Source organism: Achromobacter sp. SIMBA_011, from assembly GCF_046535435.1.
Taxonomy (GTDB): domain Bacteria; phylum Pseudomonadota; class Gammaproteobacteria; order Burkholderiales; family Burkholderiaceae_B; genus Achromobacter; species Achromobacter dolens.
Genome location: NZ_JAWRWN010000001.1, coordinates 852,811 through 873,633 on the forward strand (window position 1 = coordinate 852,811; position 20,823 = coordinate 873,633).

Here is a 20,823-nt window from a genome sequence, read left to right on the forward strand (position 1 = left end):
TACCGCCGGTTGGACATGAATCATCGAGAAATGGACAAACCGAAATCGCCCGCCGCCTCCCGATCGCGCAAGCCCGCCGATCTGGACCTGTTTCCGTACGAGTCCTCGCTGCGTCCGGTGGCGGCCCTGGCGGTGGACTACGAGGACGGACATCGCGTGCGTCGCCACCGCCATCGCCGCTCGCAACTGGTGTACGCCATCTCGGGCGTGATGGTGGTGGATACCGACGCCGGTATCTGGGTGGTGCCGCCCACGCGCGGCGTTTGGGTGCCGGCCTGGGTCTCGCACGCCATCCGCATGAGCGGCGAACCGCGCATGCGCACGGTGTTCGTCGAGCCGGGCGCGGCCGCGCACCTGCCCACCGAATGCTGCGTGCTGTCGATCTCGCCGCTGTTGCGCGAGCTGATGGTGGCGGCCGCCGAGGTGCCGCTGGAATGGCAGCCCGGCACCCGCGACGGCCGCCTGATGATGCTGCTGCTGGACGAGCTGAAACAGGAGCCGGTGCTGCCGCTGCACCTGCCGCAGCCGTCCGAGCCGCGCCTGGCGCGCATCTGCCGCGCCATCGTGCGCCACCCCGAGCGCCAGGCGGGCGCGGCCGACTGGGCGCGGGAATTGGGGGTGGATCCCAAGACGGTGCACCGCCTGTTTCTGCGCCACACCGGCATGACCTTCGGCCGCTGGCGCCAGCAGGCGCGGCTGCTGGCGGCGATGGAGCGGCTGGCGCGCGGCGAGCGGGTGCTGGATGTGGCCCTGGATCTGGGCTACGACAGTCCCAGCGCGTTCGCGGCCATGTTCCGCAAGGCCTTGGGCGAGCCGCCCAGCGCCTTCGCCGCGCGCGGCACGGCGTCCGCCTGATGGCCGCGGCGTGGCCTCGGGGCGGCCTGCGGCCGCTGGCGGCCGGAACCAGCGTATTATTTACCGTTTTGCCGCCCACGCTAATCGCCTGAGACAAGATCATGCCGCACTACCGTTCCCGCACCTCGACCCACGGCCGCAACATGGCCGGCGCCCGCGCCCTGTGGCGCGCCACCGGCATGAAGGACGGAGACTTCGGCAAGCCGATCATCGCGGTGGTCAACTCGTTCACGCAGTTCGTGCCGGGCCACGTGCACCTGCGCGACCTGGGCGCGTTGGTCGCCAAGGAAATCGAGGCCGCCGGCGGCGTCGCCAAGGAATTCAACACCATCGCGGTCGATGACGGCATCGCCATGGGCCACGGCGGCATGCTGTACTCGCTGCCGTCGCGCGAACTGATCGCCGACTCGGTCGAATACATGGTCAACGCGCACTGCGCCGACGCCATGGTCTGCATCTCGAACTGCGACAAGATCACCCCGGGGATGCTGATGGCCGCGATGCGCCTGAACATTCCGGTGGTGTTCGTGTCCGGCGGTCCGATGGAAGCCGGCAAGGTCAAGTCGCCGACCGACGGCAAGGTGATCGCCAAGATCGACCTGATCGACGCCATGATCAAGGCCGCCGATCCCAACGTGTCGGATGCCGATGTCGCCGAAGTCGAGCGCAGCGCATGCCCGACCTGCGGCTCCTGTTCCGGCATGTTCACCGCCAACTCGATGAACTGCCTGACCGAGGCTATCGGCCTGGCGCTGCCGGGCAACGGCACCATCGTCGCCACGCACGCCTGGCGCAAGGGCCTGTTCGAGCAGGCCGGTCGCCTGGTGGTGGACCTGTGCCGCCGCTACTACGTCGAGGAAGACGAATCGGTCCTGCCGCGCAACATCGCCACCAAGAGCGCGTTCCAGAACGCCATGGCGCTGGACGTGGCCATGGGCGGTTCCACCAACACCGTGCTGCACCTGCTGGCCGCCGCGCAGGAAGCCGGCGTCGACTTCACCATGGCCGACATCGACCGCATCTCGCGCAAGGTGCCGTGCCTGTGCAAGGCCGCGCCGGCCACCGACAAGTACCACATCGAAGACGTGCACCGCGCCGGCGGCATCCTCGGCATCCTGGGCGAACTGGCGCGCGCCGACCTGCTCGACCTGTCCTGCGGCAACGTGCACAGCGGCACGCTGGGCAACGCCATCGCGCAATGGGACGTGGCCGGCGGCGCCGGCGAAGCGGCGCAGAAGTTCTATCGCGCCGCGCCCGGCGGCATTCCCACCACCGTGGCCTTCAGCCAGGACGCGACCTTCCTGACGCTGGACACCGATCGCAAGACCGGCTGCATCCGCAGCAAGGAAAATGCCTACTCCAAGGACGGCGGCCTGGCCGTGCTGTACGGCAACCTGGCCGAGAAGGGCTGCATCGTCAAGACTGCCGGCGTGGATGAATCGCAGTGGGTCTTCACCGGCCGCGCGCGCGTGTTCGAAAGCCAGGACGACGCTGTCGAAGGCATCCTGGGCGACAAGGTCGTGCCGGGCGACGTGGTGGTGATCCGCTACGAAGGCCCCAAGGGCGGCCCCGGCATGCAGGAAATGCTGTATCCCACGTCGTACCTGAAGTCCAAGGGCCTGGGCAAGACCTGCGCGCTGTTCACCGATGGCCGCTTCTCGGGCGGCTCGTCGGGCCTGGTGATCGGCCACGCCTCGCCCGAAGCGGCCGAGGGCGGCACCATCGGCCTGGTGGAAGACGGCGACACCATCGAGATCGACATCCCCAACCGCAAGATGCACCTGGCCGTGTCCGACGAGGAACTGGCCCGCCGCCGCGCCGCGATGAACGCGCGCGCCGATGGCGGCTGGTTGCCGGTGGGCCGCGAGCGCGTGGTGTCGCAGGCCCTGCAGGCCTACGCGGCGCTGGCCACCTCGGCCGACCGCGGCGCGGTGCGCGATCTGTCGCAGCTCAAGCAGAAGCGTTGATCGGCCGGCGGTCGATGCAGTGAAAAAGCGGCGCCGCGTGCGCCGTTTTTTTTGGCGTGCGCCGCGCCGGCGGCAGCGCGCAGCAACCCTCGCCGCTGTCCTTTTTGCCACCTCATGCCGGCTCCGAATCGCTGCCCGCGCGTTTGGCGGATAACCCTGTCATCGGCCGGGCCACCGCGACATTGCGTCAGCAGCGCGCTATAAAATTCCGCTACTTGTGATCCGGAGTCAAAAATGGCGCTCAATTCCGAAGCCCTGCGGTTGTTCCTGGGCGTGGTCGACGCCGGTTCGATGAGCGCCGCCGCCGAGATGCTGGGCCAGACCGCCTCCGGCGTCAGCCGAGGCCTGTCGCGCCTGGAGGAAGACCTGGGCGTGACGCTGCTGAATCGCACCACGCGGCGCATGGAGCTGACCGCCGAGGGCGCGCATTTCCTGCCGAAGGCGCGCCAGATCGTACAGTCGCTGGAAGAGGCCGAAGAGTGCATGCGCATCGTCAACCAGCAGCCGGCCGGCCGCCTGCGCGTCGACGCCTCGGTGCCGGTGATGCTGCATTGCGTGGTGCCGCACGTGGCCGACTTCCGCCGGGAGTATCCGGCCATCTCGCTGGAGCTGACCAGCAACGACCGCATCGTCGACCTGATCGAGCACCGCACCGACGTGGCCCTGCGCATGGGGCCGTTGAACGATTCCACGCTGCATGCGCGGCCGATGCGGCCGCGTCCGCGCTGGCTGATGGCCAGCCCCGAGTACCTGGCGCGGCGCGGCGTGCCGCGCACCGTCGAGGATCTTGCCGGGCACGAACTGCTGGGCTTCACCCAGCCGGAAAGCCTGAACGTCTGGCCGCTGCGCCACGCGGGCGGCTCGACCTATCTGGCCACGCCCACGCTGGCCACGTCCAGCGGCGAGACCCAGCGCCACCTGGCGCTGCGCGGCGTGGGCATCGCCTGCCTGTCGGACTTCGTGTCGCGCGACGATCTGATCGAAGGGCGGCTGGTGCGCATCATGGAAGACCTGCACACCGACTACCTGCAGCCGATGCATGCGGTGTACTACCGCAACACGCAGCTGTCGCGGCGCATCGCCTGCTTCCTGGATTTCTTCGCCAGCCGCTTGTGAAGCGGGGCGCCCCGCGCGGCCGAGGACGGTCCACGCGAGACGCCTGGCGCGTTGCCACGGGCCTTAGCCGTGCAGCGCCCGGCCGAAGGCCGCCAGCACCGATTCGTGCAGCGTCTCCGACAGCGTCGGATGCGCGAACACGCTGTGCATCAGGTCTTCCTCGGTGGCTTCCAGCGCCGCCGCCACGCCGTAGCCGGCGATCAGCTCGGACGCCTCCGGGTGGATGATGTGCGCGCCCAGCAGCTCGCCGGTCTTGGCGTCGAACACGGTCTTCACCAGCCCCTGGTCCTCGCCCATGGCGATGGCCTTGCCGTTGCCGACGAAGGTGAACCTGCCGACGCGGATCTCGCCGCCCGTCGCCTTGGCGTGCTCGCGGGCGCGGGCCTCGGTCATGCCGATGCTGGCGACCTGCGGATGCGAATAGGTGCACGCGGGAATGCGCAGCGGGTCGAGTGCGTGCGCCGGCAGGCCGGCGATGGCTTCCACGCACAGCACCGCCTCGTGGCTGGCCTTGTGCGCCAGCCACGGCGCGCCGGCCACGTCGCCGATGGCGTAGACGCCCGGTTCCGCCGTGCGGCCCAGGCCATCCGTGACGATGTGGGTCTTCTCCACCTTCACGCGGGTCTGCTCCAGGCCCAGGTTCTCGACGTTGCCGACGATGCCGGCCGCGACGATGACGCGCTCGACCTCCAGCTCGATCTGCTTGCCCTGTTGCTCCAGCACGGCCTTGACGCCGGTGGCCGTCAGGCTGGACGACTTGACCGCGCATTGCGTCAGCACGCGGATGCCTTGCTTTTCGAACGCCTTGCGCGCCAGCGCGGAGATCTCGGCGTCTTCCTGCGGCAGGATCTCGGCGGTCATGTCGATCAGCGTCACCTGCGCGCCGACCGCGCGGTAGAAGCTGGCGAACTCGGCGCCGATCGCGCCCGCGCCCACCACCAGCAGCGACTTGGGCAGCGCCGGCGGCGTCAGCGCCTGGCGATAGGTCCAGACGCGTTCGCCCACCGGCAGCGCCGGCAGCTCGCGCGCCCGCGCGCCGGTGGCCAGGATGATGTGGCGCGCCGACAGCGTGGCGCCGTTGTCGAGCGCGACGCGGCCGCCGCCGGCCAGCCGGGCGCTGGCGGCGAACACCGTCACGCCGTTCTTCTTCATCAGGTGCGTGACGCCCTGGCCCAGGCGGCCGGCGACCTTGCGCGAGCGCGCCACCATCGCGGCCAGGTCGGGTTGGGCCGCGCCGGCGCCGGTCACGCCGTACTGGTCGGCCTCGCGGCAGGCGCGCAGCACGGTGGCGCTGTGCAGCAGCGCCTTGGTCGGGATGCAGCCCCAGTTCAGGCAGATACCGCCGAGTTCGGCGCGTTCCACCAGCGCGGTCGACAGGCCCAGTTGCGCCGCGCGGATGGCGGCCACGTAGCCGCCGGGGCCGCCGCCCACCACCACCAGGTCAAACGAAGTCTTGGTCATGGCGGGGCTCACAGCAGGATGCGCACGGGGGCTTCGATCAGCGCGCGGAAGGCGGCCAGCCAGCGCGCGCCGACGGCGCCGTCCACCACGCGGTGGTCGGCCGACAGCGTCACGGTCATGACGGTGGCTGCCTTCAGGTCGCCATTGTCGTCCACCACCGGGCGGCGTTCGGCCGCGCCCACCGCCAGGATCGCGGCCTGCGGCGGGTTGATGATGGCGGCGAACTGCTTGATGCCGTACATGCCCAGGTTGCTCACCGTCAGCGAGCCGCCGGTGAATTCCTCGGGCTTCAGGCGATTGACCTTGGCGCGGCCGGCCAGCTCGACGATCTCGGCGGCGATGGCGGACAGCGGCTTGACGTCGGCGTCGCGCACGATGGGCGTGACCAGGCCGCCGTCGGTGGCCACGGCCACGCTGATGTCGGCGCCGGCATGGAATTCGATGGCGTCCTCGTGCCAGCTAGCGTTGACCTCGGGCACCTCGCGCAGCGCCAGCGCGGCGGCGCGCACGATGAAGTCATTGACCGACAGCTTGACCGCGCCGCCCTGGTTGGCCTGGGCGCGCAGGGCCAGCAGCGCGTCCATGCGGCAGTCCACCGTCAGGTAGAAGTGCGGCACCTGCTGCTTGCTTTCGGTCAGGCGGCGGGCGATGGCGCGGCGCATGCCGGAATGCGGCACGCGGCGGCCGGCGGCGCGGCTGGCCTGGGGCGCGGCGGCAACGGGGGCGCGGTCGCGCGCGGCCTCGACGTCGCGGCGCACGATGCGGCCGCGCGGGCCGGTGCCCTGCACGTCGAGCAGGTTGACGTGCCATTGCGCGGCCAGGCGGCGCGCCAGCGGGCTGGCGAAGCGGCGCGTGCCGGGCGCGACGGCGGACGTCGCGGCCGTCGAAGTCGCGGTCGTCGGCGTAGCCGCGGCATATGTCGCCGCGGCCGGCGCTGCGGCAGGCTGTGCCACGGCCGGCTGGGCCGCTGCCTGCGCGCCGTGTTCCGCCAGCGCCTTGTCGATCGCGCTGGCGTCCTCGCCCGGCGCCAGCAGCACGCCGATCACGGTGTTGATCGGCACTGACGCCGGACCGGCCTGCACCACGATGCGGCCCAAGACGCCCGCCTGTTCGGCGTTGATCTCGACGATTGCCTTCTCGGTTTCGATTTCCGCCAGCGCCTCGCCCACGGCGACCGTGTCGCCTTCCTGCTTGAGCCATTGGTGCAGCGTGCCGGCGTCGGCATCGGCCGCGACGGAGGGGAGCTTGATAAGGTGTGCCACGTGTAGTTCGTCCTATTCTGTGCGCACGGCCAGGTCGGGCCGGTAGGCCGCCGGGTCGTCGTATTCGACCAGTTCCAGCACATTGCCTTCGGGGTCGCGGAAGAAGGCCAGCCAGGTGCCGGGCCGCACTTCCATCGGCGCCGGATCGCTGTCGAAGACCACGCCGCGCGCCCGCAGGCGCTCGACGGTGCCGGCCAGGTCATGCACGATGAAGGTCAGGTAGGCGCTGCCCTGGCGGTCCAGGATGGCGGCGCCTCGCACCGCCGGCTCCGGCGCCCTGGCCGGCTGCAGCAGCTTGATGCGCTCGCCATACGAGGTCTGCAGGCGCGCCACGTCGTAGCCATGCGGTGTCAGGCCGGTGGCGCGGGCCTTGTCGGCCGGCACGCTGACCCGGTTCACCAGCGTCAGGCCGACCACCTCGGTGTAGAACGCCAGCAGCGCGTCCAGGTCGGCGCAGCAGATGCCGACTTCCATCGGCACGCTCATGCGCAGGGCGGCCGTCATGCGCGTTCTCCCAGGTCGGCCAGCACGTCGTTCAGGCCGGCGATGACTTCCTCGGTGTCGGCGAAGGCCGCGCGTTCCAGCACCTTGGAGATGCTGGGCGAGGCCTCGCCGCCGGTGACGCGCTTGACCGGCTGGTCGAGCCAGTCGAAGTAGCGGCGCTGGATCTCGTCGGCCAGCATGGCGCCGTACGAGGTGCCGCGCGCGCCCTGTTCGACGATCAGCACGTTGTTGGTCTTCTGGATGCTGGCGCCGATGGTGTCCCAGTCGAGGTTGGCGCGGTCCAGCGTGCGCAGGTCGATCACCTCCGCATCCACGCCGGTTTCCTCCGCCGCCTTGAGCGCGCGGCTGACCATCGACAGGTAGGTCAGCACCGTGACCTTGGAGCCGGCGCGGCGCACGCGCGCCTTGCCGAACGGAATGGCGTAGTCCAGGTCGCCGTCGGGAACCTCGCCCGACGAGGCGTAGAGATCGACGTGCTCGATCACCAGCACCGGGTCCTTGGAGGCCAGGGCGGTGTTCATCAGGCCGATGTACTCATACGGCGTGGACGGCGCGACGATACGCCAGCCCGGCGCGGTGGCGAACACGCCGGCCGGGTCCATCGAGTGCTGCGAGCCGTAGCCCGTGCCCATCGCGACCTTGGTGCGCAGCACGAACGGCACGTCGATGTCGCCGCCGAACATGTGGCGGGCCTTGCCGATCTGGTTGAAGATCTGGTCGGCCGCGACCCACATGAAGTCGGGGTACATGAATTCCACCACCGGCTTGTAGCGGCCGTCCATGGCCAGGCCGCCGCCCAGGCCGGCGAAGGCGTTCTCGGAGATCGGCGTGCCCAGCACGCGATCGGGGTACTTGTCCTTCAGGCCGCGCGTGGCGCCGTTGGTGCCGCCCTTCAGGCGGTGCACGTCCTCGCCCAGCACCACCACGCCGGGGTCGGTTTCCATGCGGCGGTCGAGCACATCCGCCACCGCGTCCACGAACTTGCGCTCGACGCGGGCGCCGGCAGGGTCGGCGGCGTCCTGGTAGCGCAGGCCGGCCAGTTCCGAGCCGTCGCTGCGCAGGCCCACGTCGCGGAAGTCGGGGCGCGGCCACAGGTCGGCGCGCACGCGGCGCTTGCCGCCGTCGGTGGCCTCGGTCAGCCGGCCCGACACGTCCTTCATCACGTCCTTGCAGCGCTGGCGCAGGGCGTCGACCTCGGCCTGGGTGATCAACTGGCGGCCGATCATCTCGGCGGCGATCTTGTCGAGCGGGTCGCGGCGGCGCCATTGCGCTTCCTCTTCCTTGCTGCGGTAGCCGAAGGCGCTGCCGGGGAAGGGGCCGTTCTGGTGGAAGAAGCGGTAGACGTCCACCTCGATGATGGTGGGGCCGTTGCCGGCGCGCATGTGCGCCACGGCTTCCGACATGGCCAGGTGCACGGCCAGCGGATCCATGCCATCGACCTGCCAGGCCGGGATGTTGAAGGCCTGGCCACGGGCCGACAGGCGCGGCTCGGCGGTCGATTCCTCGACCGTGGTGGACACGGCGTAGCGGTTGTTCTCGATGAAGAAGCACAGCGGCGTCTTCCACGCGGCGGTCAGGTTCATCGTCTCGAGCACCGAGCCGATGTTGACGGCGCCGTCGCCGAAGTACGTCACGGCCACGCGGTCGGTGCCGGCGTGCCGGTGGGCCCAGGCCGCGCCGGCCGCCAGCGGCACGCCGCCGCCGACGATGGCGTTGGTGCCGAGCGCGCCGGCTTCCAGCCAGCGCAGGTGCATGCTGCCGCCACGGCCGCGGCAGTAGCCTTGCGCCAGGCCCATGATCTCGGCCAGCGTCTTGTGCAGCACTTCGTCGATGGCGGGCGTGAGCGGGTTGCGCGGGTCCAGGCCCGCCGGCGCGACGTGTTGCAGCGCTTTGGCCAGGAACTGGTGGTGGCCGCGGTGCGAGCCGTTGATCTGGTCGCCGGCGCCGAGCGCCAGTACCGAGCCGACGGCGCCGCCTTCCTGGCCCACCGACGAGTGGGCGGGGCCGTGCACCAGGCCTTCGGCGGCCAGGTCCAGCACCGCTTCCTCGAAGGCGCGGATCCAGTGCAGTTGCGTCAGCATGGTGGCCAGCAGCGCCGGGTCGGCCTGTTGCCAGTCCGAGGCCTCGACCGTCAGTTGCCGCCAGGGCGCCTGGGAACCAAGCGGTTGGTAGGTGGCCATGAGTGAATCTCCAGAATGTAGGTAAGCGGTCAGAGGTAGCTGTAGCGGCTCCAGCCGCCATCGGCCACCAGGGTGTGTCCGGTGATGTAGGCGGCCTGGCTGGACGCCAGGAATACCGCCAGGTCGGCCATTTCGGCCGGCCGCGCCAGGCGCCGCAGCGGCGTGCGCTGCTTGAGGCGTTCGGGGTCGAGGCGGCCGCGCGCGGCCAGGTCGCGCACCAGGTCGGTCTCGACGTAGCCGGGCGCCAGCGCGTTCACGCGCACGCCCGCCGGGCCCCATTCCACCGCCAGGGTCTCGGTCAGCAGCACCACCGCGCCCTTGGTGGCGCAATAGGCGGCGCGGTCGGGCGCGGCCACCACGCCGTACATCGAGGCCAGGTTGATGATGCAGCCCTCGCCCTTGGGCACCATGCGGCGGCCGGCGGCCTGGGCGCACAGGAAAACGCCGGTCAGGTTGATGTCGACGGCGCGGCGCCATTCCTCGGGGGTGACTTCCAGCGACGGCTTGTTGGCCGAGATGCCGGCGTTGTTGACCAGCACGTCGATGCCGCCCCAGGCCTGCTCGACCTGGGCGAAGGCGCGTTCGACCGCCTCGGCGTCGGTGACCGAGGCCTGCGCGGCCAGGGCCTCGCCGCCGGCCGCGCGCAGCCCGGCCACGGCCGCGTCCAGCGCTACCGGGTCCATGTCCAGCAGCGCCACCCGCGCGCCCTGGCGCACGAACGCCTCGGCCGTGGCGTAGCCGATGCCTTTGGCGCCGCCGGTGATCACCACGTTCTTGCCGCGCAGGTCGGCGTGGCGTACTTCAGGGGTATTGTCCAAGTGCTTGCCTCTACAGATAGGGCCGCGGTCAGACCGCCAGCCATTCCTGGACCACGTCCTGGCGCTCATGCAACTGCGCGGGCGGTCCTTCGAAAACGATGCGGCCATGGCCCATCACGCTCACGCGGGTGGAGACCTTCAGCGCGATGGTCAGCTTCTGCTCGACCAGCACCACCGACACGCCGCGCTGGTGGATGTCGCGGATCACGTCGGCGATCACTTCCACGATCTTGGGCGCCAGGCCCTCGGTGGGTTCGTCGATCAGCATGACCTTGGGGTTGCCCAGGAGCGAGCGGCACATGGTCAGCATCTGCTGTTCGCCGCCGGACAGGTTGCCGGCGCGGGTATTGCGGCGTTCCTTCAGGCGCGGGAAATAGCCGAACATCTGCTCGATGGTCCAGGCCGGCGCGTCGGGCCGGACGGGCTGTTCGCCCATGCGCAGGTTCTCGTCCACCGTCAGGTTGGCGAACACCTCGCGCTCCTCCGGCACGAAACCCAGTCCGGCGCGGGCGATCTCGAAAGGCCGCTTGTTGGTGATGTCGCGGCCTTCGATGGCGATGCGGCCGCCCGTCACGTCCACCAGCCCCATGATGCTCTTCATGGTGGTGGAGCGGCCGGCGCCGTTGCGGCCCAGCAGGCTGACCACTTCGCCGCGGCCCACCGTCAGGTCGATGCCGTGCAGGATGTGGCTCTTGCCGTAGTGCGCGTGCACGCCTTGCAGGGCCAGCAGGGGGGATTGCATGCTCATACCGTTTCCTCTCCCAGGTAGGCTTCGCGCACGCGGGCGTCGCCGCGGATCTCGGCGGGCGTGCCGGTGGCCAGGATCTCGCCGTACACCAGCACGCTGATGCGGTCGGCCAGCGAGAACACCACCTGCATGTCGTGTTCGACGATCAGCAGGGTGCAGTCGCGCGTCACGTCCTTGATGAGTTCGACGGTGTAGTCGACCTCGTGCTGCGACATGCCGGCCATCGGCTCGTCCAGCAGGATCACCTTGGGCCGCGAGGCCAGCGTCATGCCGATTTCCAGCGAGCGCTGCTCGGAGTAGTTCAGGTCGCCCGCGGCGGTGTGCTGCTTGGGCGCCAGACGCACTTTTTCCAGCAACTGGTCGACGTTCTCGTTGACGGCGCGGTGGCGCGCGATCGGGCGCCAGAAGTTGTAGACCAGGCCGTGCATGCGCAGCACCGCCAGCCGCAGGTTCTCGCGCACCGACAGGCGCGGGAACACGTTGGTGATCTGGAACGAGCGCGCCAGGCCGAGGCGGTTGATGCGTTCGGGCGGCAGGCCGCCGATCGGGCGCGCGCGCAGGCTGATGTCGCCCGAGGTCGGCGCGAACGAGCCGGACATCAGGTGGAACAGCGTGGACTTGCCGGCGCCGTTGGGGCCGATGACGGCGTGGCGTTCGCCGGCCTCGACCTTCAGGTTGACGCCGCGGATGATCTGCGCGTCGCCGAAGGACTTGCGCACGTCGGTCAGGGTCAGGATCTCGTGGCTCATTTCGCGGTCTCCAGCACGGGCGCGGCCTCGGCCTCGCCGCGCCACAGGGCCAGCGCCCAGCGGCAGGCCAGGAGGCCCGCCGCGAACAGCGCCAGCGGCAGCAGCCAGGTCGACAGCGCCAGCGGCGCCCAGTCGTGGCCGAACAGGGAAATGGCGGGCCAGCCGGCATCGGGGTTCATCGCCAGCAGCGAGCGGTAGTCGCGCGCGAACATGCGTTGCAGCAGTTCCACCGAGAACACCGTGGCGCCGGTCAGCAGCAGGCCGCCGGCGACGGACACCGCGGAGCGCGGCAGCCAGTCGGCCAGCCCGCGCTGGCGCAGCGACCTGGCGGCGCGCTGCACCAGCCCGACCAGGCCGTCCGGCACGAACAGCATCACCAGCACGAACAGGATGCCCTGGTACAGCAGCCAGGAACGGGTGATGTCGGCCAGCGTCTGCGACAGGAAGGTCAGGATCGAGGCGCCCAGCACCGGTCCCAGGAAGGCGTTGACGCCGCCGATGTAGGCGAACAGCACCGCGTCGGTCGACAGCTTGACCTCGAACAGCACGTAGTTGCCGGCCTCGATGTTCAATGCCTGCAGGCCGCCTGCGATGCCGGCGAACATGGCCGACAGCGCGAACACCATGGTCTTGAGCGTGTGCGGCCGGTAGCCCAGGTAGCGCAGGCGGTTGGCGTTTTCGCGCAGGCCCAGCGTCAGCCGGCCCAGCGGCGTGCGGGTCAGGCCATACAGCGCGGCCAGCGACACCAGCACCCAGGCCAGCACCAGGAAGTACACCTCGACGTCCGAGCCGAAGGTGAAGCCCCATGCCGGCATGCGCATGGCCGACAGGCCGGCCTCGCCGCCGAACACGCCCTTCAGGTGCGGCGCCAGCGCGTGCAGCAGCTCGGCCAGCGCCAGCGTGATCATCGAGAAGTACACGCCGGCGCGCATGGTGGCGAACCAGCCCGCGACCAGGCCGAACAGCAGGCCGGCCACGCCGCCGGCCAGCGGCATCAGCGGCGTCGGCAACAGGCCCGCGCCGCCCAGCGCATTCATGGCGTGGATGGTGGCGAAGGTGCCGACGCCGAAGTAGGCCGCGTGGCCGAAGGACAGCATGCCGCCCTGGCCGGCCAGCAGGTTGAAGGCGCAGGCGAACAGCGCCGCGATCAGCATCTGCACCGCCGCGACCAGTTGGCCGGCGGGCAGCAGCCACGGCAGCGCGCACAACGCGGCCACGCAGGCGAGCAACAGCAGGCCGGCGGTGGCGCGGCGCGAGGAAGTCTGGTTCATGCCTGTTCTCCCTTCAGGCCCGAGGGCTTGACCAGCAGCACCACCAGCATCAGCAGGAACGGCAGCGTCGCCGCCAGGCTGGAGATCTTCACCGTCATCAGGCCGCCCACGCTCTCGGCCCACTCGCCGGCGCCGAACAGGCCGAACAGCGTCGCCAGGCTGGCGTCGATGCCGACCGAGAACGAGCTGATCAGGCCGATCAGCAGCGAGGCGATCATGGCGCCTTCAAGCGAGCCCAGGCCGCCCACGACCACCACCACGAACACCAGCACGCCCAGTTCCAGCGCCATGTTCGGATTGGTGGTGTAGAAGGCGCCCGCGACCGCGCCCGCCAGGCCGGCCATCGCCGCGCCCACGCCGAACACGCTCATGAACACCAGCGGCACGTTGTGGCCCAGCGCTTCGGCCATGCGCGGCCGATAGATGGCCGAGCGCACCACGATGCCGACGCGGGTGCGCGACAGCAGCAGGTAGATCACCGCGAACATCGCCAGCGACACGCCGCCCATCAGCAGGCGGTAGAACGGATAGTCGGCGTCGAACACGCGGAAGGCCGCGAAGTTCAGGAACTGCGGCACGCGGTAGTCGACCGGGAAATCCCCGTAGAACAGCTTGATGAGCTCGGCGACGATGAACGCCAGGCCGAAGGTCACCAGCAGTTCCTGCGCGTGGCCGAACTTGTGCACGCGGCGCAGGAAGAAGCGCTCCACGCCCATGCCGAGCACGCCGGCGATGACGGTGGCCAGCACCAGCGCGGTCCAGAACCCGGTGACGGGCGTCAGGGTATAGGCGGCGTACGCGCCTATCATGTAGAACGAGGCGTGCGCGAAGTTGAGCACGCCCATCATTCCGAAGATCAGTGTCAGGCCCGCCGACACCATGAATAGCAGCAGGCCGTAAATCACGCCGTTCAACAGCGAGACGGTAAAGTATTCCATGTCCGCTCCAAAATCCTTGCGCGCAGGCGCCGGGCGCCTGGCGATCGATCACGCCCTGTTTTTTCCGGCCCCGCGCCGGTGAGCGTTTTTATTGGCGAGTGGCCGCGGACGGCATGCCGTCCGCGGCCGTCGCGTCATCATCAGTCCGGGCGAACCATCTTGCAGGTGGCCTGCACCGGCGCGGACACGTCCGCGGCGGACAGCACCTTGACCGGCTCGAAGCCCATGTCGGTGCCGTCGGCCTTGTACTTGGCGTTCTTGCCGACCTTGGACACCACCATCGGCAGTTGCACCTGGTGGTCTTCGGCGCGCATGGTGTAGGTGCCCAGCGGCGAGGTGTAGGTGACCTTCTCCAGCGCGCGCGCCAGGTCCGGCACCGACAGCTTGCCGTCCTTGGGCTTGACCTGCTTGAGCGCTTCGCCCAGGAAGGTGATGCCGATCACGGTCTGCGGCTCGGTGTAGCTGGGGTAGTGGCCGGTCTTGGCCTTGTAGTCCTCGGCGAACTTGGCGCCTTCCTCGCCCGCAGCCTCGATGTTGTAGGGGTGGGCGATGTAGTGGCCCAGCGCGACCTCGCCGGCGTTGGCGAGGTTGCCGACCTGGTCCAGGAACACGGTGGCGAAACGCACCTTCAGGCCGGCCGATTGCGTGGCCTTCATCAGCAACAGCAGGTCGTTGGACCAGTTGCCGGTGATGACGGTGTCGGGATTGGCCGAGCGGATGCGGGCCACGTAGGGCGCGAAGTCCTGGATCTTGTTGACTTCGTGCAGCGTCTTGCCGACCACTTCATAGCCGTACTGCTTGGCGAAGCGCTCGGTGGCGCCTTCCATGTCCTGGCCCCAGGAGTAGTTCTGGTTGATGGCGTAGACGCGCTTGCCCAGCGTGCCGTCGGCCGACATGACCGAGGCCAGCGCCTTGACGCGCAGGTCGGCGTTGGTGGTGAAGCGGAAGTGGTAGAAGTGGCACTTCTGGCCGGTCAGTTCCAGGGCCTCGCCGCCCACGTTCAGGAACACCACTTCCTTGCCGGGATTGCGCAGGTTGTGCTTGCGCACGTCCTCGGTGAGCTGGCCGGAGATGGCCGACGACGAGCCCTGTACCAGGATCTGCACGCCTTCGGCGGCCGCGGCGCGGAAGCGGTCGGAGGCGCCCACCGGGCCGCCCTGGTTGTCGAACTCGACCAGTTCGAGCGGCTGGCCGTTCCAGCCGCCGGCGGCGTTGATGCGGTCCAACTGGTACTTGACCGCGGCGCGGAACATCAGGCCGGTCGAGGCCTGCGGGCCGGACAGCGTCTCGATCAGGCCGATCTTGACGGGCGCGGCCTGGGCCGATGCGGCAATGCCGGCCAGGCACAACAGGCCGGTGGTGAAAGCCAATTTCATGCGTGTCTCCTCCGTGGAACGGGAGTGGTAGGTCCGTGAATCAAGCAAGCGCGCTTAGGAATGCGGCGCTTCTATGCCCAGGAAGCGGGCAATTTCGGTGAGTTGTCCTTCCAGCATGTAGAGGCCGGGATGGGTGCGGCAGCCGCGTGCGGCCGCGGCGCGCAGCAGCGGCGTGTCGACACGGCTCATGACGGCGTCGGCCACCACGGCGCCGGGCGCCAGGGCATCCAGCGGGAAGGGCAGGGGATCGTTGTCGTCCAGGCCCAGGGTGGTCGCGTTGATGGCGATGTCACAGGGCTCGGGACGCGGGCCGGCCACACTGATGGCCAGGCCGGGATAGTGGCGCGCCAGGCGCTCGGCAAACGCCTCGGCCTTGCCGCGCGAACGGTTGTACAGGCGCAGGCTGGCCGGGCCGGCCTCGGCGATGGCGCAGGCGATGGCCTTGCCGGCGCCGCCCAGGCCCGCCAGGTAGACGTGGCGGCTGGCGGGCTCATGGCCCTGGCCGCGCAGGCCGGCGACGAAGCCCAGGCCGTCGAAGTTGCCGCCGGTCAGGCAGCCGTCGCGCAGCCGCACGGCGTTGACGGCGCCGATCAGTTCGGCGGCGGGGGTGAGGGCGTCGCACAGCGCGGCGGCGCGTTCCTTGTGGGGCACGGTGACCACCAGTCCGCCCAGGTTGGCCAGACCGCGCAGGCCCGCGAACAGGCCGGGCAGGCCGGCGGCGGCCACGTGGAACGGCACCATGACGGCGTCGATGCCGCGCTCGCGCAGCAGGGCGTTGAGCCGCTGGGGCGTCTTGACGTGCGCGATCGGGTCGGCCGCGATCGCGAATACGGTTGTGCTGCCGGTGATTTCCACCTGGTTGTCCCCTGCCTGTCATGCGGCCGTTGGCCGTGTTTTTCCGACCCGCTTGCCTGAAATCGCCAGTTGCTTTACGCTTTCAACACAAGTTGTCAGGCAACTTTATTAAGTTGTCCGATAAATCATAGGGCAAGCGTTTTTCCCGTGTCAAGCGATGCATTTGGCGGTTCAATCGAACCGTCGGCGGCGCCCCGGGAGCGGGCGCGTGCCCCCGAAAAAGCGCTTTGGAGACAGCATGATTTCGTTCGAAGGACAGGTAGTGGCCATCACCGGCGCCGGCAATGGCATCGGTCTGGCGACCGCGCGGCTGATGGCCGCCCATGGCGCCCGGCTGGTGCTCACCGACATCGACAAGGCGCGCCTGGACGAGGTGGCCGCCGAGCTGGACGCCAGCGGCCAGCGGGTGTTCGTGCATGCGCTGGACGTGGCCGCCTCGCATGATTGCGACCGGGTGCTGGAACGCGCCGCGCAGCATTTCGGCGGTATCGACCACCTGGTGCATTGCGCCGGCATCTACCCCGAGCAACTGGTCAAGGACACCAGCGACGAGGCCTGGAAGAAGCTCATGGGCGTCAACCTGGACGGCACCTTCTACGTGTGCCGCGCCGCCCAGCGCCACCTGCGCCAGAACGGCTCGATCGTGCTGTTGACGTCGCTGGCGGCGCAGCGCGGCAGCTACGCGCACGCGGCCTATTCGGCCTCCAAGGGCGCGGTGCAGAGCTTCACCCGCAGCCTGGCGCTGGAGCTGGCGCCGCAGATCCGCGTGAACGCGGTGGCGCCCGGGATCATCGCCACCTCCATGACGCACGACCTGATCGGCCAGAAGGGCGCGCAGTTGCTGGAGAGCACGCCGTTGCGGCGCTTCGGCACGGCCGAGGAAATCGCCGGCGCGATCGCCTTCCTGTGCTCGCCGCTGGCCGGTTTCGTGACGGGCGAGGTGATGCAGGTGAACGGCGGCATCTATATCGCGTAAAGTCTGAAACGGCCGTGCCCTTGATTCCGGCAAAATCCTATAATTTTCAAGGGCGCCGCCGCAGTGAAACGTCGAGAATTCCTATAACCACGGGCCGGCGCGTCCCAGGGGCTTCCCCGCCGCGAGCCGCCTTCACGTTTTAACGATTCCCCATGCAGCCCACTCAAGCACAGGACTCCGACCCGCAGCGCGCCGCGCCCAGGCATTCGCTTTCGGCGGGCGTGGCCGACGCGCTGGCCGAGCAGATCCGCCAGGGCACGCTGGCGCCCGGCGACCGCCTGCCCACCGAAAAGCAGTTGACCGAGATCTATTCGGTCAGCCGCGCCGTGGTGCGCGAGGCGCTGGCGCGCCTGAAATCCGAAGGCCTGATCACCTCGCAGCAAGGCAGCGGCGTGTTCGTCGACCCGAACTTCCAGCGCAACGCCTTCCGCATCGCCGCGCCCACGCCGGGCGACAACCAGGACCTGGAACACATCCTGGAGCTGATGCTGTCGATCGAAGTCACCGCCGCGCGCTACGCGGCGCAGCGCCGCACCGAACCTGATCTGAAGAAGATGCGCCAGGCGCTGGTGGGCATGGAGTACGCGCTCATCAACGACAAGCTGGGCGACGAAGAGGACTACCAGTTCCACCAGGCCATCGTGCAGGCCACGCACAATCCGCACCTGGTGGCCCTGAACGACTATCTGGAAGCGAATGTGCGGCGCGTCATCCGCAGCGCGCGCAACAACACGGCGCGCATGTACGCCGAGCGCATGGCGGCGGTGCAGAGCGAACACCAGGCGATCTTCGCGGCCATCGAGGGCGGGGATTCCGATGCCGCCGGTAAGGCCGCCGAGCAGCACCTGCGCAATGCCGCCGACCGCCTGCGGCTGTTCCAGGCGGAACGTTCGCCGCCGGTCTGACGGTCGTCGGCCCGCCCCGATTCACGCGGGGCCGGGGGCGGCATGGCGAGGCGCCGCGTTCAGGCGAAGGTCTGTTCCATCTCGCGACGGAACTGCACCGCGGCCGAACGATCGTCATATTCCACGTCGCTCCAGCGGATCGCCTGCGACTGCCGCACCGCGTGCTTGAGCTTGACCTGGTGCGACAGGCCCAGCGGCAGGTAGCCTTCGTCGACCGAGTCGCGCGCCGGCATCAGCCGGCCGTACACGGTGTAGCCGCCTTCGCCGTCCAGCAGTTGTCCAGCCTGCAGGTCGCGCTTGGCCGTGGCCACCACGTCGCCATGCCAGCCGGCCGGCGCCCCCGTGGGCTCGCGCCGCAGGCCGACGCTCGCCACGCTGATGCCCAGTTCCAGGCCGATCAGGTGATACGGTTTGTACATGGCGGTGTAGTTGCCGCTGGGATCGGTGACCAGGCCGTATTCCTTGAAGCAGCGCCGCACGTAGTCGCTATCGGCCGCCAGCGTCACGTACACGCCCCAGCGCAGGTCGCGGAACACCGGTCGGCCGTCGCGTTCGAGCGAGGAAATCACTTCCACCTGGCCGCGATGGTGCAGGATGCCGCCATCCTCGCGCGGCCGCAGCACGCGCGCCAGGTCGTCCACGCCGCAGGGCGGGAAATGCAGGCCGGACGGCGAGGGCAGCAGGCCGGTGGCGTTGGACACCGCCGCCATCTCGATGGCGCTCTTGGTGCCGTCCAGGAAACTGTTGAACATCTGCGCGTTGAAGTCGCCGGCCGCCACCATCTCGGCGGTGAAGCCGTAGTACGGCCAGACGGTGTCGGGCGTGGAAGTGTGGAACTCGGGCAGGTACTTGGTGCCCTTGCCGGCCGCCATCACCTCGAAGCCTGCCGCGCGCGCCCAGTCCACCATCTCGCAGATCAGCGCCGGCTGGTCGCCGTAGGCCAGCGAATAGACGATGCCGGCTTCGCGCGCGCGTCGCGCCAGCAAGGGGCCCGCCAGCGCGTCGGCCTCGACGTTGACCATGATGATGTGCTTGCCGTGCTCGCAGCAGGCCAGCACGTGGCCGATGCCGGCGGCCGCCTGGCCGGTGGCGTCGATGACGATGTCGACCTCGGGGCTGGCGATCACGGCGAGCGGATCGTCAGTGAAGTAGACCTTGCCGTTCTTGAGCGCGTCTCCCGGGCTGGCGGCATTGAGCGCCGTCGCCGGCCAGCCGACGCGGGTGAGCGCGGCGCGGGCGCGGTCGGGCGTCAGGTCGGCCACCGCCACCAGCCGCATGCCGGGCGTGCGGGGGGCCTGGCTCATGAACATCGCGCCGAACTTTCCGGCGCCCAGCAGCGCTACGCGCAAGGGCTTGTGGTCGGCTTCTCGCTGCTTGAGCAGTCGGTGCAGATTCATGGTGCAGGCTCCTCCAGAGGTGGGGATACAGCACCACAGGATAGTCCCAACCCCGGCCGCTGAACAGGGCCGGCCACCCCGCCGTCAGGATGTCATCCGGCCGTCATTCGTCGGCCGTATACAGCTCGCCCGCCAGCACGTTGCGCCAGTTGCCCCAGGTGATGCGCGGACGGTCGGTGACCTGGCGGTTGTAGGGCGCGTCGAACAGGATGTGCTTCCAGCGCGGCTTGACGGCGCCCTGGATCAACGGCTTGTCGTCGATCAGCAGATTGCCGTGCACCAGGGTCTTGTCCTTGGTCAGGATCAGCCGGCTGGTGGCCTCCCGTCCCAGGTGCTTCTCGACCCACAGGTATTTCTCGGCGACGCAGTTCTCGAACTGCGACAGCGGCGAGGTGCAGATGCGCACGTCCATGCCCAGCGCCAGCAGCTCCTTCACGGCTTCCAGCGCCCCCGGCACCGGCGGCAGGTTGCGGATGAAGCCGGGCGCGGTGTAGATGGCCTCGGCCATGCCGCGCAGCTCGGGCGCGTAGTCCACGCGGATGTAGAAGGACTTGCGGTCCTCGAACGGCACCGGCGCGATGCCGGGGTGGCGCGCGCGCCAGGCGTCGATGAAGGCATGTTCGAAGTCGGCCAGCACGCCGTCTTGGTCGAGCAGGATGATCATGGAGATCCTAAGTCGTTGCGACGCGCTCGATTGTGCCAGAGCACCGGGTCGTGGCCTCAGTCCGGCTGCGGTTTCGAACGGGCGACGACGCGGTAGCGGCTGCCGCCCTCGGTGGATTCGGACGCCACCAGCACCATGCGGTCATAGCGCCAGGTCACGGGCGGCGGGGCGTCGGCCGGCGGGTCGTTGCGCTCGATGTTGCGCAGCAGCGTGACGTGGGGGCGGAAGGGCTGCGTCGGCGGCGCGAAGCCGAACGCCGACAGCCAGAGCCACAGGCCGTCGTGGCTGGCCTGCAGCGAATCCGGAGTCTGCGCGGGCCCGGCCCAGAGAATGCGGGGGCGGGCGAAGACGCCGTAACGGTCCAGGGTGACGGTGCCCGGCTGCAGGCGATGGTAGGGGGTGGCGTCGATGAGTTCTTCGGCGATCTCCTTTTCCACGGAACCCAGGAAGGCCAGCGTCATGTGCAGGGTTTCCGTGCGCATGGCGCGCCCATGACTGTGCGGTTGGGCTTGAGTGGCCCAGGTGGATAGCGTGTCAGCCAGGTCAGGCTCGGGCCAGAGGCCGTAGAAGAGGCGGAGGGTCGACATGGCGGAGATTGTAGGGTGTTGTTGGTTGTCGCGACTGGAGTAGGTTCTTGAGGCGCGCGTGTCGGGGTCGGTGGGGGATGGCGGGGCTACGATTGCGGTCCGGAGCGTTCGCTCCGGACTGCCCCTTCGTCATCCTCGTCCGCCTTCGGCTCCCTACGGATTCCCTCGGGCGCATCTACACGCCCCGCCATCCC

General features: G+C 69.4%; 19 protein-coding genes. 5 read left to right on the plus strand and 14 right to left on the minus strand.

Annotated features, from left to right (window positions below):
* The first annotated feature begins 15 nt into the window (after window positions 1-15).
* The 3 genes from SB816_RS04055 (at window position 16) to SB816_RS04065 (ending at window position 3,938) form a co-directional block, all read left to right on the plus strand.
* Window positions 16-855, plus strand: a complete 840-nt coding sequence (locus SB816_RS04055) for an AraC family transcriptional regulator (RefSeq protein ID WP_410546522.1) — start codon at window positions 16-18, stop codon at window positions 853-855.
* A 101-nt stretch (window positions 856-956) separates the two neighbouring features.
* Entirely contained in the window at window positions 957-2,822 is a 1,866-nt protein-coding gene (ilvD, locus tag SB816_RS04060) for a dihydroxy-acid dehydratase (RefSeq protein ID WP_059272726.1), read from the plus strand.
* A 234-nt stretch (window positions 2,823-3,056) separates the two neighbouring features.
* Entirely contained in the window at window positions 3,057-3,938 is an 882-nt protein-coding gene (locus tag SB816_RS04065; RefSeq protein ID WP_059272725.1) for a LysR family transcriptional regulator, read from the plus strand.
* A 63-nt stretch (window positions 3,939-4,001) separates the two neighbouring features.
* Here the strand turns inward: SB816_RS04065 and lpdA are convergent, their stop codons facing one another.
* The 11 genes from lpdA to SB816_RS04120 form a co-directional block, all read right to left on the minus strand.
* Window positions 4,002-5,399: a dihydrolipoyl dehydrogenase gene (gene lpdA, locus SB816_RS04070; protein ID WP_175166998.1), complete on the minus strand. Its 1,398-nt coding sequence runs from the start codon at window positions 5,397-5,399 to the stop codon at window positions 4,002-4,004.
* A gap of 8 nt (window positions 5,400-5,407) precedes the next feature.
* Entirely contained in the window at window positions 5,408-6,661 is a 1,254-nt protein-coding gene (locus tag SB816_RS04075) for a pyruvate dehydrogenase complex dihydrolipoamide acetyltransferase (protein WP_410546523.1), read from the minus strand.
* A gap of 12 nt (window positions 6,662-6,673) precedes the next feature.
* Window positions 6,674-7,165 (minus strand): VOC family protein, encoded by a 492-nt coding sequence (locus SB816_RS04080; protein ID WP_054500501.1) that lies wholly within the window; start codon window positions 7,163-7,165, stop codon window positions 6,674-6,676.
* Entirely contained in the window at window positions 7,162-9,345 is a 2,184-nt protein-coding gene (locus SB816_RS04085; RefSeq protein WP_175143387.1) for a thiamine pyrophosphate-dependent enzyme, read from the minus strand. Before SB816_RS04085 ends, SB816_RS04080 begins: the two co-directional genes overlap by 4 nt.
* Before the next feature lie 29 nt (window positions 9,346-9,374).
* Window positions 9,375-10,163, minus strand: coding sequence for an SDR family NAD(P)-dependent oxidoreductase (locus SB816_RS04090; protein ID WP_410546524.1), 789 nt, complete (start codon window positions 10,161-10,163; stop codon window positions 9,375-9,377).
* A gap of 28 nt (window positions 10,164-10,191) precedes the next feature.
* The gene (locus tag SB816_RS04095) at window positions 10,192-10,911 is read right to left on the minus strand and encodes an ABC transporter ATP-binding protein (protein WP_006386225.1); all 720 of its coding nucleotides are present in this window, start codon (window positions 10,909-10,911) and stop codon (window positions 10,192-10,194) included.
* Window positions 10,908-11,660, minus strand: a complete 753-nt coding sequence (locus tag SB816_RS04100) for an ABC transporter ATP-binding protein (protein WP_054419393.1) — start codon at window positions 11,658-11,660, stop codon at window positions 10,908-10,910. Before SB816_RS04100 ends, SB816_RS04095 begins: the two co-directional genes overlap by 4 nt.
* Window positions 11,657-12,931, minus strand: a complete 1,275-nt coding sequence (locus SB816_RS04105) for a branched-chain amino acid ABC transporter permease (protein WP_410546525.1) — start codon at window positions 12,929-12,931, stop codon at window positions 11,657-11,659. The genes SB816_RS04100 and SB816_RS04105 overlap by 4 nt, the downstream gene beginning before the upstream one ends.
* Entirely contained in the window at window positions 12,928-13,869 is a 942-nt protein-coding gene (locus SB816_RS04110) for a branched-chain amino acid ABC transporter permease (RefSeq protein WP_006386228.1), read from the minus strand. The genes SB816_RS04105 and SB816_RS04110 overlap by 4 nt, the downstream gene beginning before the upstream one ends.
* A 140-nt stretch (window positions 13,870-14,009) precedes the next feature.
* Entirely contained in the window at window positions 14,010-15,245 is a 1,236-nt protein-coding gene (locus tag SB816_RS04115) for a branched-chain amino acid ABC transporter substrate-binding protein (protein ID WP_006386229.1), read from the minus strand.
* A 54-nt stretch (window positions 15,246-15,299) separates the two neighbouring features.
* Complete coding sequence (locus tag SB816_RS04120; protein WP_410546526.1) at window positions 15,300-16,100, minus strand: shikimate dehydrogenase family protein; 801 nt, start codon at window positions 16,098-16,100, stop codon at window positions 15,300-15,302.
* Window positions 16,101-16,338: 238 nt separating this feature from the next.
* Here SB816_RS04120 and SB816_RS04125 point away from each other — a divergent pair, with 238 nt between their 5' ends.
* Together SB816_RS04125 and SB816_RS04130 are read left to right on the plus strand one after the other, a co-directional pair.
* Complete coding sequence (locus SB816_RS04125) at window positions 16,339-17,076, plus strand: SDR family NAD(P)-dependent oxidoreductase (RefSeq protein ID WP_049076567.1); 738 nt, start codon at window positions 16,339-16,341, stop codon at window positions 17,074-17,076.
* Between the two features lie 152 nt (window positions 17,077-17,228).
* Entirely contained in the window at window positions 17,229-17,981 is a 753-nt protein-coding gene (locus SB816_RS04130; protein WP_006386232.1) for a FadR/GntR family transcriptional regulator, read from the plus strand.
* Between the two features lie 59 nt (window positions 17,982-18,040).
* On the opposite strand, the gene SB816_RS04135 is transcribed toward SB816_RS04130, so the two are convergent.
* The 3 genes from SB816_RS04135 to thpR form a co-directional block, all read right to left on the minus strand.
* Window positions 18,041-19,378: an NAD(P)H-dependent oxidoreductase gene (locus SB816_RS04135; protein ID WP_064527369.1), complete on the minus strand. Its 1,338-nt coding sequence runs from the start codon at window positions 19,376-19,378 to the stop codon at window positions 18,041-18,043.
* Between the two features lie 103 nt (window positions 19,379-19,481).
* Window positions 19,482-20,042, minus strand: a complete 561-nt coding sequence (locus SB816_RS04140) for a 5'-3'-deoxyribonucleotidase (protein ID WP_410546527.1) — start codon at window positions 20,040-20,042, stop codon at window positions 19,482-19,484.
* Between the two features lie 56 nt (window positions 20,043-20,098).
* A complete protein-coding gene (gene thpR, locus SB816_RS04145; protein WP_410546528.1) occupies window positions 20,099-20,629 on the minus strand; it encodes an RNA 2',3'-cyclic phosphodiesterase in 531 nt (176 codons plus the stop codon).
* Window positions 20,630-20,823: the final 194 nt, after the last annotated feature.

Excerpts from the sequence above, each read along its gene's own strand:
- SB816_RS04055 (WP_410546522.1), top strand. The coding sequence starts at position 16 with ATGAATCATCGAGAAATGGACAAACCGAAATCGCCCGCCGCCTCCCGA.
- ilvD (WP_059272726.1), top strand. The coding sequence starts at position 957 with ATGCCGCACTACCGTTCCCGCACCTCGACCCACGGCCGCAACATGGCC.
- SB816_RS04065 (WP_059272725.1), top strand. The coding sequence starts at position 3,057 with ATGGCGCTCAATTCCGAAGCCCTGCGGTTGTTCCTGGGCGTGGTCGAC.
- lpdA (WP_175166998.1), bottom strand. The coding sequence starts at position 5,399 with ATGACCAAGACTTCGTTTGACCTGGTGGTGGTGGGCGGCGGCCCCGGC.
- SB816_RS04080 (WP_054500501.1), bottom strand. The coding sequence starts at position 7,165 with ATGACGGCCGCCCTGCGCATGAGCGTGCCGATGGAAGTCGGCATCTGC.
- SB816_RS04085 (WP_175143387.1), bottom strand. The coding sequence starts at position 9,345 with ATGGCCACCTACCAACCGCTTGGTTCCCAGGCGCCCTGGCGGCAACTG.
- SB816_RS04095 (WP_006386225.1), bottom strand. The coding sequence starts at position 10,911 with ATGAGCATGCAATCCCCCCTGCTGGCCCTGCAAGGCGTGCACGCGCAC.
- SB816_RS04100 (WP_054419393.1), bottom strand. The coding sequence starts at position 11,660 with ATGAGCCACGAGATCCTGACCCTGACCGACGTGCGCAAGTCCTTCGGC.
- SB816_RS04105 (WP_410546525.1), bottom strand. The coding sequence starts at position 12,931 with ATGAACCAGACTTCCTCGCGCCGCGCCACCGCCGGCCTGCTGTTGCTC.
- SB816_RS04110 (WP_006386228.1), bottom strand. The coding sequence starts at position 13,869 with ATGGAATACTTTACCGTCTCGCTGTTGAACGGCGTGATTTACGGCCTG.
- SB816_RS04115 (WP_006386229.1), bottom strand. The coding sequence starts at position 15,245 with ATGAAATTGGCTTTCACCACCGGCCTGTTGTGCCTGGCCGGCATTGCC.
- SB816_RS04125 (WP_049076567.1), top strand. The coding sequence starts at position 16,339 with ATGATTTCGTTCGAAGGACAGGTAGTGGCCATCACCGGCGCCGGCAAT.
- SB816_RS04130 (WP_006386232.1), top strand. The coding sequence starts at position 17,229 with ATGCAGCCCACTCAAGCACAGGACTCCGACCCGCAGCGCGCCGCGCCC.
- SB816_RS04135 (WP_064527369.1), bottom strand. The coding sequence starts at position 19,378 with ATGAATCTGCACCGACTGCTCAAGCAGCGAGAAGCCGACCACAAGCCC.
- SB816_RS04140 (WP_410546527.1), bottom strand. The coding sequence starts at position 20,042 with ATGATCATCCTGCTCGACCAAGACGGCGTGCTGGCCGACTTCGAACAT.
- thpR (WP_410546528.1), bottom strand. The coding sequence starts at position 20,629 with ATGTCGACCCTCCGCCTCTTCTACGGCCTCTGGCCCGAGCCTGACCTG.